This window comes from Mesorhizobium sp. M0408, from assembly GCF_040321495.1.
GTDB lineage: Bacteria > Pseudomonadota > Alphaproteobacteria > Rhizobiales > Rhizobiaceae > Mesorhizobium.
In genome coordinates, this window is the sequence record NZ_JAMYRO010000010.1 from 1 (window position 1) to 13,756 (window position 13,756).

At 65.1% G+C, this 13,756-nt stretch carries 11 protein-coding genes; all 11 read left to right on the top strand.

Going from position 1 to position 13,756, the window contains the following annotated elements; translation table 11 throughout:
* Window positions 1-245 precede the first annotated feature (245 nt).
* The 11 genes from NKI67_RS13645 (at window position 246) to NKI67_RS13695 (ending at window position 13,495) form a co-directional block, all read left to right on the top strand.
* On the top strand, window positions 246-935 hold the full coding sequence (locus NKI67_RS13645; protein ID WP_031211010.1) for a hypothetical protein: 690 nt from the start codon (window positions 246-248) through the stop codon (window positions 933-935).
* On the top strand, window positions 932-1,264 hold the full coding sequence (locus NKI67_RS13650; RefSeq protein ID WP_023673987.1) for a hypothetical protein: 333 nt from the start codon (window positions 932-934) through the stop codon (window positions 1,262-1,264). The genes NKI67_RS13645 and NKI67_RS13650 overlap by 4 nt, the downstream gene beginning before the upstream one ends.
* A gap of 84 nt (window positions 1,265-1,348) precedes the next feature.
* Window positions 1,349-2,242 carry a class II glutamine amidotransferase gene (locus NKI67_RS13655; RefSeq protein ID WP_023673986.1) on the top strand — a complete coding sequence of 298 codons (894 nt, stop codon included), beginning with the start codon at window positions 1,349-1,351 and terminating at the stop codon, window positions 2,240-2,242.
* Window positions 2,243-2,336: 94 nt separating this feature from the next.
* The gene (locus tag NKI67_RS13660; RefSeq protein WP_245274607.1) at window positions 2,337-2,999 is read left to right on the top strand and encodes a GltB/FmdC/FwdC-like GXGXG domain-containing protein; all 663 of its coding nucleotides are present in this window, start codon (window positions 2,337-2,339) and stop codon (window positions 2,997-2,999) included.
* Between the two features lie 6 nt (window positions 3,000-3,005).
* On the top strand, window positions 3,006-4,334 hold the full coding sequence (locus NKI67_RS13665; RefSeq protein ID WP_023673984.1) for an FMN-binding glutamate synthase family protein: 1,329 nt from the start codon (window positions 3,006-3,008) through the stop codon (window positions 4,332-4,334).
* Window positions 4,335-4,367: 33 nt separating this feature from the next.
* Window positions 4,368-5,675, top strand: coding sequence for a type III glutamate--ammonia ligase (gene glnT, locus NKI67_RS13670; RefSeq protein WP_023673983.1), 1,308 nt, complete (start codon window positions 4,368-4,370; stop codon window positions 5,673-5,675).
* A gap of 35 nt (window positions 5,676-5,710) precedes the next feature.
* Window positions 5,711-6,964 (top strand): sarcosine oxidase subunit beta family protein, encoded by a 1,254-nt coding sequence (locus NKI67_RS13675; RefSeq protein ID WP_023673982.1) that lies wholly within the window; start codon window positions 5,711-5,713, stop codon window positions 6,962-6,964.
* A 17-nt stretch (window positions 6,965-6,981) separates the two neighbouring features.
* On the top strand, window positions 6,982-7,257 hold the full coding sequence (locus NKI67_RS13680; RefSeq protein ID WP_023673981.1) for a sarcosine oxidase subunit delta: 276 nt from the start codon (window positions 6,982-6,984) through the stop codon (window positions 7,255-7,257).
* Window positions 7,257-10,241, top strand: a complete 2,985-nt coding sequence (locus tag NKI67_RS13685) for a sarcosine oxidase subunit alpha (RefSeq protein WP_352645630.1) — start codon at window positions 7,257-7,259, stop codon at window positions 10,239-10,241. The genes NKI67_RS13680 and NKI67_RS13685 overlap by 1 nt, the downstream gene beginning before the upstream one ends.
* Complete coding sequence (locus tag NKI67_RS13690; protein WP_023675990.1) at window positions 10,234-10,863, top strand: sarcosine oxidase subunit gamma; 630 nt, start codon at window positions 10,234-10,236, stop codon at window positions 10,861-10,863. Before NKI67_RS13685 ends, NKI67_RS13690 begins: the two co-directional genes overlap by 8 nt.
* A gap of 265 nt (window positions 10,864-11,128) precedes the next feature.
* A complete protein-coding gene (locus NKI67_RS13695; protein ID WP_023675991.1) occupies window positions 11,129-13,495 on the top strand; it encodes a trimethylamine N-oxide demethylase in 2,367 nt (788 codons plus the stop codon).
* Window positions 13,496-13,756 lie beyond the last annotated feature (261 nt).

Below are 13,756 nucleotides of genomic sequence, written 5' to 3' on the forward strand. Positions count from 1 at the left end.
GCAAAGGGCCCCATCACCCGGTTTGCCAACCAAATTGCTACGGCCAATTCGGGGAATCCGCACCTCTCCCCGAGGGGAGAGGAGATCGCCGGCGTTGATGCCAGCCTCTTCTCCCCAACGGGGAGAAGGTGGCCGCCCACGGGTCTTGCCTCCGGCAAGCCCGAGGACAGGCTCCGCGGCCGGATGAGGGGGACTTCCTATACAAGAGCCCTGCCCCAGAATGGGGCGCGCCTGTGCATGATGAGATGTCTGAAATGATCTCAGCGTCACTCGCCGGGGCGGTTGCCCTGGCTCTCGTCCTCCATATAGCCTGGCTTGCGCGGGCCAGCCGCACCAAGGCTTCGACCGGGCTTGCCGCCGACGAAGCCGGCGTCCGCGCCGTCATCCCCGACGCGGCCAACGTCTCGGACGGCACTGCCGGCGTCGTCACCTTCGCCGGCTCGTGGAACGGCCGGCGGGTCCAGGTGCGGACCATCGTCGACACGCTGGCGATCAGGAAGCTGCCGGCGCGCTGGCTGAGCGTTTCGATCACCGAAAAGGTCGCGATACCAGGCACTTTCGATATGATGATGCGGCCGGGATCGCCGACGACCTTTTCCAATTTCGATCATCTCGACCATACGCTGCCGAAGGCGGCGGGATTTCCGGCCGAGGCGGTGCTGCGGAGCGACCGCAAGGGCGTGCGCTTCCCCGAAACCGTCATCGCCGGCCACCTCGATATCTTTGCTGAGGAGCGCGCCAAGGAATTGTTGATCACGCCGAACGGCGTGCGCATCGTCTGGCTTCTGGCCGAGGCCGAGCGGGCGCGCTACGGCGTATTCCGGCAAGCCGAATTCGGCACGGTCAGGCTCGATCCGGTGCTGATCGAGAGGCTGCTGTCGTCGGCTTCGGCGCTGCGCGATGCCATCAATCAAAGCGAACGGCAAGCGGCATGACCAGCCAGATCACCACCTCCCCCGCACCACCGAGCCCCTATCTGGTTCTGGGCGCTGCGATTGTCTTGCCGGCGAGCGGGCATGTCGTGCTCGGCGTGCCGGTGCGCGGCCTGCAATTCCTGTTCTTCATGGTGATCCTCGCCTGGGTCACCGCCAAGATCGCGCCGCCAGACGCCAGCTTCGTCGGACGCCATGCCGGCGGCTTCCTGATCTATGCCCTGTCGATCCTGGATGCCTACAAGATCGCCCGCATCCGCTATGCCAAATGGGTTCACAATGGCGGCCAGCGCAGCGATAGTGCGGCCGGCGGCGCCTCAGCCGAAATATAACGACAGGAAAATTTTTTTCATACCAATTGAATTCTCGGGACTCATTCGATACATCTCGGAGGGAACAAACTCGCGGAGGCTGACATGTGCGGAATCGTCGGACTGTTTTTGAAGGACAAGTCGCTCGAGCCCCAGCTTGGCGCGATGCTGTCGGAGATGCTGATCTCGCTCAGCGATCGCGGTCCCGACAGCGCCGGCATCGCCATCTATGGCGCGCCCTCCAGTGAAGCCAAGATCACCATCCAGTCGGCCAAGCCGGAGCGCGATTTCCGCGGCCTCGACGCCGAACTCGCCAAGGCAATCGGCGCGCCGGTGAGCATTGCTGCGAAGTCGACGCATGCGGTGGTCCGGACGACGCCTGCCAAGATCGACGAAGCGCGCGAGGCGATCCAGACGCTGCGCCCCGACATCCGCATCATGGGCGCCGGCGACGTCGTCGAAATCTACAAGGAAGTCGGCTTGCCCGAAGCGGTCGTCGACCGTTTCGGCGTCCGCGAGATGACCGGCACCCACGGCATCGGCCATACCCGCATGGCGACCGAATCGGCGGTGACGACGATGGGCGCGCATCCGTTCTCGACCGGCGCCGACCAGTGCCTGGTGCATAATGGCTCGCTGTCCAACCACAACAATGTCCGCCGCGAGCTGATCCGCGAAGGCATGACATTCGAGACCGAGAACGACACCGAGGTCGCTGCCGCCTATCTCTCCTCGCAGATGGCGCATGGCAAGAATCTGGGCGAGGCGCTGGAAGGCACGCTGAGCGATCTCGACGGCTTTTTCACCTTCGTCGTCGGCACCAAGAACGGCTTCGGCGTGGTGCGCGATCCGATCGCCTGCAAGCCCGCCGTAATGGCCGAAACCGACCAGTATGTCGCCTTCGGCTCGGAATATCGTGCGCTCACCAAACTGCCCGGCATAGACAATGCGAAGGTCTGGGAACCCGAGCCCGCAACCGTCTATTTCTGGGAGCATTGAACCAATGCCGGCAAGCAATGCCTTCAATACGGGCAACCTCTCCAAGGCCGCGCGCGAGCCGGGCCAGGCATCGCGGGTCTTCGACCTGGCCGAAATGTCGCTGCGCGAGCTCAACCAGGCGCTGCACGATCTGGCGCCCGGTTCGAACGAGACCGCCTGGGAGGTGCTCCACCCGCGAGGCAGCCATTCGGTCGCCGTCGGCGTCGACCAGCCGGTCGCCATCGATGTGCGCGGCAGCGTCGGCTATTATTGCGGCGGCATGAACGACGGCGGCACCATCACCGTGCATGGCTCGGCCGGGCCCGGCGTCGGCGAGAACATGATGTCCGGCCAGATCGTCGTCAAAGGCGATGCCAGCCAGTATGCCGGCGCCACCGGCCGGGGCGGGTTGCTCGTCATCGAAGGCAACGCATCGTCGCGCTGCGGCATCTCGATGAAAGGCATCGACATCGTCGTCCACGGCAATATCGGCCACATGTCGGCTTTCATGGCGCAGTCCGGCAACCTCGTGGTGCTGGGCGACGCCGGCGATGCGCTCGGCGATTCCATCTACGAGGCGCGGCTTTTCGTGCGCGGCAAGGTCGAAAGCCTCGGCGCCGACTGCATCGCCAAGGAGATGCGGCCCGAGCATCTCGAATTGCTGCAAGGCTTGCTCGACCGCGCCGGTGTGACCGGCGTCAAGGCGGCGGAGTTCAAGCGTTATGGCTCGGCTCGTACCCTCTACAATTTCAATATCGACAACGCCGACGCGTATTGAGGCTCAATGACCTATCGCAACCCGCCGACGACGCCGCGCAAATCCGCGACCTTCGACGACTACACGCTTTCCGAGATCCGCCGCGCCGCGGCGACCGGCATCTATGACATCCGCGGCGCCGGCGCCAAGCGCAAGCTGCCGCATTTCGACGATCTTCTGTTCCTCGGCGCCTCGATCTCGCGCTACCCGCTCGAAGGCTATCGCGAGCGCTGCGACACCAGCGTCGTGCTCGGTTCGCGCTATGCGAAGAAACCGATCGAATTGAAAATCCCGATTACCATTGCCGGCATGAGCTTCGGCTCGCTGTCCGGCCCGGCGAAGGAAGCGCTCGGCCGCGGCGCGACGCTGTCCGGCACCTCGACGACCACCGGCGACGGCGGCATGACCGAGGAAGAGCGCGGCCATTCAAAAACGCTGGTCTACCAGTATCTGCCGTCACGCTATGGCATGAACCCGCGCGACCTGCGCCGCGCCGACGCGATCGAAGTGGTCGTCGGCCAGGGCGCCAAACCCGGCGGCGGCGGCATGCTGCTCGGCCAGAAGATCTCCGACCGCGTCGCCGAAATGCGCACGCTGCCGAAAGGCATCGACCAGCGCTCGGCCTCGCGCCACCCCGACTGGACCGGGCCGGACGACCTCGAGATCAAGATCCTCGAACTGCGCGAAATCACCGACTGGGAAAAGCCGATCTACGTCAAGGTCGGCGGCGCGCGGCCCTATTACGATACCGCGCTTGCGGTGAAATCGGGCGCCGATGTCGTCGTCGTCGACGGCATGCAGGGCGGCACTGCGGCGACCCAGGAAGTGTTCATTGAAAATGTCGGCCAGCCGACGCTTGCCTGTATCAGGCCGGCGGTGCAGGCGCTGCAGGATCTCGGCATGCACCGCAAGGTGCAGCTGATCGTCTCGGGCGGCATACGCAACGGGGCCGACGTCGCCAAGGCGCTGGCGCTCGGCGTCGATGCGGTGTCGATCGGCACGGCAGCGCTTGTCGCGCTCGGCGACAACGACCCGCGCTGGGAGGCGGAATACAACGAGCTCGGCACCACCGCCGGCGCCTATGACGACTGGCATGAGGGTCGCGACCCGGCCGGCATCACCACGCAGGATCCCGAGCTAATGAAACGGGTCGATCCGATTGCGGCCGGCCGACGGCTGGCGAATTATCTTAAGGTGATGACACTTGAGGCTCAGACAATCGCACGCGCCTGCGGCAAGAACAGCCTGCACAATCTCGAGCCCGAGGATCTTGTCGCCTTGACGATCGAAGCCGCCGCCATGGCCGGCGTGCCGCTGGCCGGCACCAACTGGATACCGGGCAAGAACGGCTTCTAAAACAAACCAAATGCCAGTAAGCGAGGAACTATAATGGGGAACGATCTCGCCGCCTTCGCCAAGGAGAAGGGCGTCAAATATTTCATGATATCCTACACCGACCTGTTCGGTGGGCAACGCGCCAAGCTGGTGCCGGCGCAGGCGATCGCCGACATGCAGCGGGACGGTGCCGGCTTTGCCGGCTTTGCCACCTGGCTCGACCTGACGCCGGCGCATCCCGACATGCTGGCGGTGCCGGATCCGGCCTCGGTGATCCAGTTGCCTTGGAAGCCGGAGGTCGCCTGGGTCGCCGCCAACTGCATCATGGACGACAAATCGGTCGAGCAGGCGCCGCGCAACACGCTGAAGCGGTTGATCGCGGAGGCCGCTGGCGACGGCATGCACATCAAGACCGGCGTCGAGGCCGAATTCTTCCTGATCTCGCCGGATGGCAAGACGATTTCCGACGAATATGACACGGCGTCGAAGCCCTGCTACGACCAGCAGGCGGTGATGCGCCGCTACGATGTGATCGCCGAGATCTGCGACCACATGCTGGCGCTCGGCTGGGGCGCCTACCAGAACGACCACGAGGACGCCAACGGCCAGTTCGAGATGAACTGGGCCTTCGACGATGCGCTGGCGACCGCCGACAAGCATTCCTTCTTCAAATTCATGGTGAAATCGGTCGCCGAAAAGCACGGCCTGCGCGCAACCTTCATGCCTAAACCCTTCCAGGGCCTGACCGGCAATGGCTGCCATGCGCACATCTCGGTGTGGGACAAAGATGGCAAGACCAATGTCTTTGCCGATAATGCGATGGAGCTCGGCCTGTCGGCCAAGGGCAGGAATTTCCTCGGCGGCATCATGAAACATGCGTCCGCGCTTGCCGCCATCACCAACCCGACGGTCAATTCCTACAAGCGCATCAACGCACCTCGCACCATCTCCGGCGCCACCTGGGCGCCGAACACGGTGACCTGGACCGGCAACAACCGCACCCACATGGTGCGCGTGCCCGGCCCCGGCCGCTTCGAGCTGCGCCTGCCGGACGGCGCGGCAAACCCCTATCTGCTGCAGGCCGTCATCATCGCCGCCGGCCTTGACGGCGTCCGCTCGAAGGCCGACCCCGGCAGGCGATACGACATCGACATGTACCAGTTCGGCCATACGGTCGAGGGCGCGCCGAAGCTGCCGCTCAACCTGCTCGACGCATTGCGCGAGTTCGACAACGACAAATCGCTCAAGGCGGCGCTGGGTGAGGAATTCTCGTCGGCCTATCTAAAGCTCAAGCAGCAGGAATGGAATTCCTATGCTTCCCACTTCACCCAGTGGGAGCGCGACCACACGCTCGACATCTGATCCGGAATTGTTGCACGCCGGCGCGAAACAGGTTCATGAAATACTCGATCTTCTCCCTCGCCCGGGCGGCATTTTCCGGCCACAAGAACTGGCAGCGCACCTGGCGCGACGCCAGCCCGAAGAGCCACTACGACGTGGTGATCATCGGCGGCGGCGGCCATGGCCTGGCGACGGCATGGTTCCTCGCCAGCGAATACGGCATCAGGAATGTCGCGGTGCTGGAAAAAGGCTGGATCGGCTCCGGCAATGCCGGCCGCAACACCACCATCATCCGCTCCAATTACGGGCTGCCCGGCAATACCGGTTTCTACGAGCTTTCGATGAAGCTGTGGGAGCGGATGGAGCAGGACCTCAACTACAACACCATGGTCAGCCAGCGCGGCGTCATCAACCTCTACCATTCCGACGCGCAGCGCGACGCCTATGCGCGGCGCGGCAACACCATGCGCATCAACGGCATCGATGCCGAACTGCTCGATCTGGCGGCGGTCAGGAAGATGATGCCGTTCCTGAACTTCGACGATGCGCGCTTTCCAGTGCAAGGCGGGCTTTTGCAGCGGCGCGGCGGCACGGCGCGCCACGACGCCGTGGTCTGGGGCTATGCGCATGCGGCGAGCGCGCTCGGCGTCGACATCATCCAGAACTGCGAGGTGACCGGCTTTGTCCGCGATGGAAGCGGCAAGGTGACCGGCGTCGAGACGAGCCGCGGCAGGATCGGCGCGGCCAAGGTCGGCATGGCGGTCGCCGGCTCCTCGTCGCGCGTCGCGGCGATGGCCGGCATGCGGCTGCCGATCGAAAGCCATGTGCTGCAGGCCTTCGTCTCCGAGGCGATCAAGCCGCTGATCCCCAATGTCATGACGTTCGGCGCCGGCCATTTCTACGTCAGCCAGTCCGACAAGGGCGGCCTGGTCTTCGGCGGCGATATAGACGGCTACAATTCCTACGCCCAGCGCGGCAATCTGCCTGTCATGGAAGACGTCTGCGAAGGCGGCATGGCGCTGATGCCGATGATCGGCCGGATACGGCTTCTGCGTCAGTGGGGCGGCATCATGGACATGTCGATGGACGGCTCGCCGATCATCGACAAAACACCGGTCGACGGGCTCTATCTCAACGCCGGCTGGTGCTATGGCGGCTTCAAGGCGACGCCCGGCTCCGGCCTGGTCTTTGCTCATCTGCTGGCGCGCGACGAGCCGCACAAGGAGGCTGCCCGCTTTCGTCTCGACCGCTTCCGGCGAGGTGCGATGATCGACGAAAAGGGCCAGGGCGCCCAACCGAACCTGCATTGAAGGCTGGCTGAAGAAGCATGCGCATTGTCTGTCCCTTCTGCGGCGAACGCGAACTCGGCGAGTTCACCTATCTGGGCGACGCCAAGCCGGTGCGTCCGGCGGCCGGCGCCACCGAAGACGAGGTCTTCGACTACGTCTATCTGCGCGACAACATCGCCGGGCCGATGAGCGAATACTGGTACCATGGCGGCGGCTGCCGGGCCTGGCTGAAGGTCGCCCGCAACACGCTGAGGCATGAGATTTCCTCCGTCGAGCCGGCGGCCGGCGTTGGTGCCGCCAAGGTTGGCGCCTGATGGTTGGCTCCGCGCAGATACATCGGCTGGAGAGCGGCGGTCTCATCGATCGCGCCGCGCCGCTGGCCTTCCGCTTCGACGGCAAGAGCTTTGCCGGCTTCCAAGGCGACACGCTGGCCTCGGCGCTGATCGCCAATGGCGTCAAGCTGGTCGGCCGCTCTTTCAAATACCATCGACCGCGCGGCATCCTGACCGCTGGTTCGGAGGAGCCCAACGCGCTGGTCGAACTGCGCAGCGGAGCGCGGCGCGAGCCGAACACCAAGGCGACCACGGCCGAACTCTATGACGGGCTCGAAGCCGCCAGCCAGAACCGCTGGCCGTCGCTGCGCCACGATCTGATGGCGGTCAATCAGCTGTTCGCGCCGATCTTCGTCGCCGGCTTCTACTACAAGACCTTCATGTGGCCGGCGAAATTCTGGGAAACGATCTACGAGCCAACGATTCGCCGCGCCGCCGGCCTCGGCCGCGCTGCAGGCGTCGCCGATCCCGACCATTACGACAAGGCGTGGGCGCATTGCGACGTGCTGATTGCCGGGTCCGGCCCGGCCGGGCTGGCTGCGGCACTGGCGGCCGGGCGCGGCGGCGCCCGCGTCATCCTGTGCGAGGAAGATTTTGCGCTTGGCGGCCGTCTGCTCGCCGACGGCGGCATGATCGACGGCGCGCCGGCGGCCGAATGGATTACGCGCACGCTGGCCGAACTTGCCGCACTGCCCGATGTCCGCATCATGACCCGCACGACATTGTTCGGCGTCTATGATGGCGGCACCTATGGCGCCATCGAGCGGGTCAACGACCACCTGCCCTCGCCGCCCGAGCACCAGGTGCGCCAGCGGCTGTGGCGGATCGTGGCCAAGCGCTGCGTCGTCGCCGCCGGCGCCATCGAGCGGCCGATCGTCTTTGCCGGTAACGACACGCCGGGCGTGATGATGGCTTCGGCTATGCGGACCTATGTCGCGCGCTACGCGGTTACCCCTGCCAAGAGGATCGCGCTGTTCACCAACAATGAGGATGGCTGGCGCACGGTCGAGCCCGCGCTTGGCGCCGGTTTGCAGATCGCGGCGGTCGTCGATGCGCGCCCGGACGTCTCCGCCGCGCATCGCGCGCTTGCCGCCAAAGGCGGCTTTGCCGTGCTCAACGGCTCGGTCAGCGGCGTCGAAGGCGGCAAGGACGGGGTCCGGAAAATCGTGGTGGCGCTGACCGGCGGCGCACGGGCGGAAGTCGAAGCCGACGGGCTTGCCGTGTCCGGCGGCTGGAATCCGGCGGTCGGGCTGACCTCCTATCATCGCGGCCGGCCGAAATGGCAGGACGATATCGCAGCCTTCGTGCCGGATGGTGCGCCGCCCGGCATGGTGGCCGCCGGCGCCGCCAACGGCGCCTTCGGGCTGGGCGACTGCCTGCGCCAGGGCTTTGCCGCGGGTGCTGCGGCAGCGCAGAGTGCTGGACGCAGCGGCAATGCCGGCACATCGCCGGTCGCCGACAGCGAGGCGTTTTCGCTGACGCCGCTTTGGTATGTGGCCGGCAAAGGGAAAGCCTTCGTCGATTACCAGCATGACGTGACCGCGTCCGACATCGAACTGGCGCAGCGCGAAGGTTTCGAATCGGTCGAGCATCTCAAGCGCTATACGACGCTCGGCATGGCCACCGACCAGGGCAAGACCTCGAACGTCGCCGGTCTCGCCATCATGGCGGCAATCAGCGGCAAATCGATCCCCGAAACCGGCACGACGATCTACCGCCCGCCCTATGTGCCGGTCGCCATCGGCGCCTTCGCCGGCCATCACCGTGACGAGAATTTCCATGCGACGCGGCTGACGCCATCGCATCACTGGGCGGCCGAACAGGGCGCGATCTTCGTCGACACCGGCCTGTGGAAGCGCGCGCAATGGTATCCGCGCGCCGGCGAAAAGGACTGGCTGGAATCGGTCACCCGCGAGGTCAAGGCGGTGCGCTCCGGCGTCGGCTTCTGCGATGTCTCGACGCTCGGCAAGATCGACGTGCACGGCCCGGATGCCGGCGCCTTTCTCGACCGCGTCTACATCAACACCTTCTCCAGTCTCGCCGTCGGCAAAGCCCGCTACGGGCTGATGCTGCGCGAGGACGGCATCGTCTATGACGACGGCACGACGTCACGGCTGGCCGAGGACCACTATTTCCTGACCACCACCACCGCCAAGGCCGGGCTGGTGATGCAGCATCTCGAATTCTGCCGGCAGGTGCTGTTCCCCGAATTCGACGTTCAGCTGACATCCGTCTCGGACCAGTGGGCGCAATTCTCGATCGCCGGGCCGAAGACCCGTGACCTGCTCCGGGAAATCGTCGCTCCGTCCGAGGATTTGTCGAACGAAGGTTTTCCGTTCATGGGGGCGCGGGAAGTCGCGCTTCGCGGTGGCATCAAGGCGCGGCTGTTCCGCATCTCGTTTTCGGGCGAAATGGCGTTCGAGATTTCGGTTCCCGCCCGCTATGGCGAGGCGCTGGTGCGCAATTTGATGCTGGCCGGCAAGCCGTTCGGCGTTACGCCCTACGGTACCGAGGCGCTCGGCGTCATGCGCATCGAAAAGGGCCATGTCGCCGGCCCGGAGCTGAACGGCACGACGACCGCCGCCGACCTCGGGTTGGGCAAGATGATGTCCAGCAAGAAAGATTTCATCGGCCGCGTCATGGCCGGGCGCGAGGCGCTGATTGCGCCGGACCGCCAGGTCGTGGTCGGCATCAAGCCGGTCGACAAGACGCGCCGCCTGCGTTCCGGCGCGCATATCATCCCGAAGGGCGAGACGCCCGGTCCCGATAACGACCAGGGCTACGTCACCTCGGTCTGCTTCTCGCCGACGCTCGACCAGTGGATTGGGTTGGCACTGGTTGAGCGCGGGCGCGAGCGCATCGGCGAAATCGTCCATGCGCATGACCCGCTGCGCGGCGAAGACTACGACGTCGAGCTGTGCAGTCCCGTCTTCTACGATCCGGATGGAGGGCGCCAGCGTGGCTGAGTTTTCCTGGATTGCCCGCAGTCCGCTGGAGAAAGCGCTTGTTGTCGGCGCCTATGGCGCGCGCGGCACGGCGGCCGGCGTATCGCTCACCGAGATCCGCAATTTCGACCTGATCCAGGTGATGGCGCGGCGCGGCAAAGCGGCAGAACTGGGGAAGGCCGCCGAAACCCGCTTCGGCGTTGCCGCCCCGGAAACGCCCAAGGCGACCCAAACTCCCGACGCTACGCTGATCTGGTCGGGACCGGATCAGTTCCTGGTCCTGTCCAATGGCGGCAAGCACCCGAGCGAACCGCTGAGCCAGGCGTTTGCGCAATCCGCCTCGTTGTCCGACCAGTCGCATGCCCGCGCGCTGATCAGCGTTTCCGGAGAAAAGGCGCGCGCGATGCTGGCCAAACTGTCGTCGCTAGACCTGCACCCCGCGGCGTTCCCGGCCGGCACCGCTGCGGCGACCTCGGTCGATCACACCAGCATCAATCTCTGGCGTGGCAATGACCGGCCGGACGGACAGGCGGTGTTCAATCTTCTGGTGTTCGCCACCTTCGCGGAAAGCCTGTGGCATACGATGCTGGACGCTGCCGCCGAGTATGGCGTCGAGATCAGCCACAACGAGGAGTTGGCATAGCCTTGGCGCGTCTTCCCTTCTCCCCTTGTGGGAGAAGGTGGATCGGCGCGCAACGCCGAGACGGATGAGGGGTGTTCCAGCGGAGTGAGAGGCTGGCGTTCCCTGGGACACCCCTCATCCGTCGCCTTCGGCGACACCTTCTCCCACAAGGGGAGAAGGGGGAGCTTGTGCCACCTTCACCTTGCCAAACCCGATCCCCCTGCTATTCTTCCCGCTAAAATAATTTTACACACAGGCAAACTTGTTTCTCGAAACCAAGGTTGAGATGAGCCAGTCGCCCTACCCCGTCGTCGCCGGACCGCCCCGGCCGAGCCTGATCCTGCGGCCAGGCCAGATTACGCTGCCGGCCGGGATGGAGCGCTACTCGGTTCAGGGCAATGGCGCGATGCTGATCGAGGTCGAGGCCGGCGACATTGTCACCGTGCGCGATGTCGAGGGCGGGCAGGCCTGCGAGCTGCTGGCATGGGACAGCAGCGACGCGACCGATCCCGGCATTCTCGGCGAGAAATCGAACAGCAATGCCGCCGGCATCAAGGCGCTGCTGGCCGAAGGCGACGACAGCCTCGCATCCTTGCGCCGGGGGCTCGAGCGGCGCCAGGTGCAGCTCGACCAGGCGAAGGCGGTTCGCGTTTTCGGCGGCGCCACCCCTGCCGGTACCGAACAGGCTTTTACCGTCGCCCGCGATGGGTCGATGCTGATTGCCGCGCCCGGCGGGCCGATGCTGGTCGACGGCCACGATACGGCGACGCCGCTTAGCGTCATCGTCCGCCGCGCCACCATCCGCCCTGCGGCGAAATCCAGGCTTGCCGACCCGCTGGCCGATCCCGTGCTCGACCTGCGCGTCCATTCGGCGACGGCGGAGGCCTACTTCGTCAAGGCGGGCGACTATCTGCAGATCATCGATGTCGACGGGCGCCAATGCACCGACTTCCAGTGCTTTTCGGCGCGCAAGCTGGACAAGGGCCGCGATCATCCGCTCGACGTGACGACGACGCGCACGCTGATGGGTTCGAGCTATCCGATGCCCGGTCTGCACTCGAAATACTACGACCAGGACATGGAGCCGCTGGTCGAGGTTGTGCAGGACACTTGCGGCCGCCACGATGCATTCGCGCTCGCCTGCGCGGCCAAATATTACGACGACATCGGTTATCCCGGCCATCCCAACTGCTCGGAGAATTTCAACCACGCGCTGGCCGACAAGGGTGTCACGCCTCGCGCCGGCTGGATGGCGATCAACTTCTTCTTCAACACGGCCATCGACGCGCATGGCGTCGTGGTATCGGACGAGCCGTGGTCGCGGCCGGGCGACTATGTGCTACTCAGGGCGCTCACGGACATCGTCTGCGTCTCGTCCGCCTGCCCCGACGATACGACGCCGGCCAATGGCTGGAACCTGACCGACATCCATGTGCGAACCTATCCCGGCCAGCACAAATTCTCGCGAGCGATCGCCAGACGCATGACGCCCGATTCGGAACCGAAAATGACCCGCGAGACCGCCTTTCATTCGAGCTTTGCCAAGCACACCCGCAACTTCGTCGAGTACAAGGGCTATTGGCTGGCCAATTCCTTCGCCAGGCAAGGCCCGATCGATGAATACTGGGCCTGCCGGCAGGACGCCGTGATCATGGACCTGTCGCCGCTGCGCAAGTTCGAGGTCACCGGGCCGGACTCCGAGGCGCTGCTGCAATACACGCTGACCCGCGACATCAAGAAGCTCGGCGTCGGCCAGGTCGTCTATTCCGCCATGTGCTACGAGCATGGCGGCATGATCGACGACGGCACGCTGCTCAGGCTCGGCAAGGATAATTTCCGCTGGGTCGGCGGCGACGATCTATCCGGCGAATGGCTGCGCGAGACGGCGACAAAGCTCGGCCTCAACGTGCTGGTGCGCTCGTCGACCGACCAGATGCACAATGTTGCCGTGCAGGGGCCGAAAAGCCGCGACGTCCTGCGGCAGATCATCTGGACCTCGCCGCTGCAGCCGTCGATCGACGAACTCGAATGGTTCCGTTTCGCCGTTGCCCGCATCGGCGGCGGCAACGGCATTCCGGTCGTTGTCTCGCGCACCGGTTACACCGGCGAGCTCGGCTACGAGATCTGGTGCCATCCGCGCGACGCCGAAAAGGTCTTCGACGCGATCTGGCAGGCCGGCCAGCCGCACGGCCTGAAGCCGATGGGGCTGCAGGCGCTCGATATGGTGCGCATCGAGGCCGGGCTGATCTTTGCTGCTCACGAGTTTTCCGACCAGACGGATCCGTTCGAGGCCGGCATCGGCTTCACCGTACCGCTGAAGACCAAGAGCGACGATTTCATCGGCCGCGAGGCGCTGATCCGGCGCAAGGAAAACCCGCAGAAGAAGCTGGTCGGCCTCGACATCGACGCCAATATCGCGGTCGGCCACGGCGATTGCGTGCATGTCGGCCGGGCCCAGATCGGCGTCGTCACCTCCGGCATGCGCTCGCCGGTGCTGAACAAGACCATCGCGCTGGCCAGGCTCGACGTCGCGCATTCGGCGATCGGCACCGAGGTCGAGATCGGCAAGCTCGACGGCCACAGCAAGCGGCTGCCGGCGCGCGTCGTCGCCTTCGCCCATTACGACCCGCAAAAGAACAGGCCGCGCTCCTGACCGACGCTTCCTGGTTCTTCCCTTCTCCCCTTGTGGGAGAAGGTGGATTGGCGCGCAGCGCCAAGACGGTTGAGGGGTGCTGGACGAAGTGCGGTTTTGCCAAGCTGGAACACCCCTCATCCGACCGAGCTTCGCTCGGCCACCTTCTCCCACAAGGGGAGAAGGACAGACCGCACCCTTGGGCAGCGCCAGCGAAGCTCGACTGTTTCACAAGCGCAATGTGCACAGCGTCACAAAGCGCTTGACGTGAAAGCGCGTTGG

Bases quoted from the DNA above. Each gene is read 5' to 3' on its own strand.
- NKI67_RS13695 (WP_023675991.1), top strand. From the start codon at position 11,129: ATGAGCCAGTCGCCCTACCCCGTCGTCGCCGGACCGCCCCGGCCGAGC.
- NKI67_RS13660 (WP_245274607.1), top strand. From the start codon at position 2,337: ATGTCGCTGCGCGAGCTCAACCAGGCGCTGCACGATCTGGCGCCCGGT.
- NKI67_RS13675 (WP_023673982.1), top strand. From the start codon at position 5,711: ATGAAATACTCGATCTTCTCCCTCGCCCGGGCGGCATTTTCCGGCCAC.
- NKI67_RS13680 (WP_023673981.1), top strand. From the start codon at position 6,982: ATGCGCATTGTCTGTCCCTTCTGCGGCGAACGCGAACTCGGCGAGTTC.
- NKI67_RS13645 (WP_031211010.1), top strand. From the start codon at position 246: ATGTCTGAAATGATCTCAGCGTCACTCGCCGGGGCGGTTGCCCTGGCT.
- NKI67_RS13665 (WP_023673984.1), top strand. From the start codon at position 3,006: ATGACCTATCGCAACCCGCCGACGACGCCGCGCAAATCCGCGACCTTC.
- glnT (WP_023673983.1), top strand. From the start codon at position 4,368: ATGGGGAACGATCTCGCCGCCTTCGCCAAGGAGAAGGGCGTCAAATAT.
- NKI67_RS13655 (WP_023673986.1), top strand. From the start codon at position 1,349: ATGTGCGGAATCGTCGGACTGTTTTTGAAGGACAAGTCGCTCGAGCCC.
- NKI67_RS13650 (WP_023673987.1), top strand. From the start codon at position 932: ATGACCAGCCAGATCACCACCTCCCCCGCACCACCGAGCCCCTATCTG.
- NKI67_RS13685 (WP_352645630.1), top strand. From the start codon at position 7,257: ATGGTTGGCTCCGCGCAGATACATCGGCTGGAGAGCGGCGGTCTCATC.